The sequence below is a fragment of the Gelidibacter sp. genome (genome assembly GCF_035577925.1).
Classification (GTDB): Bacteria; Bacteroidota; Bacteroidia; order Flavobacteriales; family Flavobacteriaceae; genus Gelidibacter.
This window is the reverse complement of record NZ_DATJCY010000224.1, coordinates 1-2,521: the sequence shown is the minus strand read 5'-3', so window position 1 is coordinate 2,521 and position 2,521 is coordinate 1. Positions and strand designations below refer to the sequence as shown.

The 2,521-nt window shown below is 38.6% G+C and carries 2 protein-coding genes; both read right to left on the bottom strand.

Annotated features, from left to right (window positions below):
* Positions 1–369, bottom strand: a 369-nt coding sequence (locus VNJ50_RS09010) for an ABC transporter permease (protein ID WP_325581081.1), incomplete at its 3' end; no start/stop codon positions are given.
* Between the two features lie 20 nt (positions 370–389).
* Positions 390–2,521 (bottom strand): FtsX-like permease family protein (locus VNJ50_RS09005; RefSeq protein WP_325581079.1); only part of this gene is annotated, 2,132 nt, incomplete at its 5' end.

The window sequence follows — 2,521 nt, the reverse complement described above, 5'->3', positions numbered from 1 at the left end:
GGCTTTATCTACTTCATTGCCTTTGGTTTTAATGCTTTTATCTTCAAAGCTAAAGAGGCGGTTGGCACTCCAATATATCCTAGCCGATTTTATCACTTCAGGAAATTCATCAACCAGAGCATTTCCTAAAGGAGCAGAAGTAACATCCCCATTACTAATATGTCCATCAACCGATCGATAACTGTTCCATACTTTGTACAGATCCTTTTCATTGGTATGAAATCTGTCAAAACTCAATTCATTCTGAATCCAGATACTAATAAGGATTACGCCTGCCATAGCAATTGCCAATCCTGAAATGTTTATTGCAGAAAATCCTTTGTTCCGCCAAAGATTTCTAAATGCGATTTTGATATAGTTTCTAAACATAATTCTACCTTTTTAATTGTTTATTCATCCCTCAAACTCTCCACCGGATTTGCAATCGCGGCTTTTATCGCACGATAACTTACCGTTAAAAGCGCAATGAGAATGGTTGCGATTCCTGTGAGCAGAAACATCCACCATTTAATTTCGATGCGGTAGGCAAAATCTTCCAGCCACTTGTTCATACCCCACCACGCCATAGGAATGGCTATTAAGATGGCCAAACCAATCAGCTTTAAATAATCTTTTGAAAGCAAAACCACCACATCCGAAACGCTGCTGCCGAGCACTTTTCTAATCCCAATTTCTTTGGTGCGTTGGTAAGCTGTAAGCGTGGCCAGTCCGAATAACCCAAGGCAACTGATTAAAATGGCAATAGCGGTAGCTGCATTAACCAAGGTTTGTGTACGTGCTTCGCGCTCATACATGCTGCCAATGGTTTCATCATAAAAACGGTAATTAAAAGGCACACCTTCATACAATTTTTTCCACTCCCGCTCTATTACTTTCAGGGATGTACTCCATTGTGAGGTATCATCTGATAGCTTGATATTGAGTATGGGCGTTTGGTTCTTACTTGTGGTGATAAGTACTGGATTAATTTCGGATTGGATGCCAAACTGATGGAAATCACTTACCACACCAACAATAGGATAAGAAAAGGCTCTATCTCCAGCTCGCGACAATAATTGCCCAATAGCTTCCTGTGGCGATTGAAACCCATAAGCACGAACGGCTTTTTCATTAATAACAATCTCATTCATGGTATCTGATGCCACAAAATTCCTTCCGGCCAATAAATGAAATCCATATAATTTCAAATAATCAACGTCGCCAAACTTCATATTGATTTGTTGCTGAACTTCAATCGTATCTTTATAGTAGGTCATTATATTTCCCCACATCGAATTATCCATAGGCCGATTGCCAATGGATACGCCCTTGATTGTAGCATCCCGAAGCAATTCATTTTTCAACACAAATTGCTTGTCCTTATATTTTGGATCATCTTCAATATAATAAGGAATTTCTACCGTAACAATCCCATTTTTATTAAAGCCCAAATCCATTTTAGTAGCATACCTGAGTTGTTGATGAATAATGACACTACCGATGATGAACACTTGCGCAATGAGAAATTGGAAAACAATCAATCCCTTACGTAAGGAAAAATCATTTCTTCCAGCCATTTTTTCTGTAACGCCTTTCAACACATTTACGGTTTGTACTTTGGAAGAAAGCCATGCCGGATAAAGACCAGAAAGCAGTGAAATTACGATGATCAAAGTGAGCATAAAACCAATCATGCCGCCATAATTCATATAATCAAAAACACCTTCAGGAAGAAAATCGGCAAATAGTTTGACGGCAAAAACAGTAAGCACCAAAGAAAATAATGCCGCCAATAAGGTTACGATAAACGTCTCTCCAATAAATCGAAAAATGAGTTGACGGGATGAGCTGCCCAATGTTTTTCGAATCCCGATTTCTTTGGCTCGCGTAGGCAATTCTGCTGTACTTAGATTGATATAATTGATACACGCCAGCAATAGCAAAAAAGCGCCAACGATCATTAACCCATTTAATACTTTTTTATTAGCCGTGCGGTTTTGAGCAGTAAATTGTACTTCAAAATGTTTTTGGCTCAAAGGGATGACGTCATACCACGATTTAAAATTGTATTTTTCATACATTTCATTATTAAACTTCAGGTCGATCGCATTCAATTGATCCAAAATATTGTTTATAGCCACTCCTTTTGTAGGCTTTATAAACATCAGATGAGCGGAGTTTTTTGAACCCCAGCTTTTATTGGCACTATCTTCTTTATCAATAGGGATGAACTCATTATTATAGGCACTAAAACTGTTGGGAAAGTTTAATTGCGCCACCACGCCAGAAATCCGACGGGAAATAGAATCATCATATACAATCACCTTCCCAATGATTTCCTGTAACTGTAAAGACGGAAAATATTCCTGCGCTCTTGTATCGGTCAGCACTACTTTATCCGGCGCATCCAAAGCAGTTACAGTATTTCCCGCAAGCCATTGATAATCCAACATGCTGAAATAATCCACATTGGTAGAAACTAATTGAATGTCATTATCTCCATTTTCAAATTGGCGGATCGGAGTATCTGCTCCATCATTGA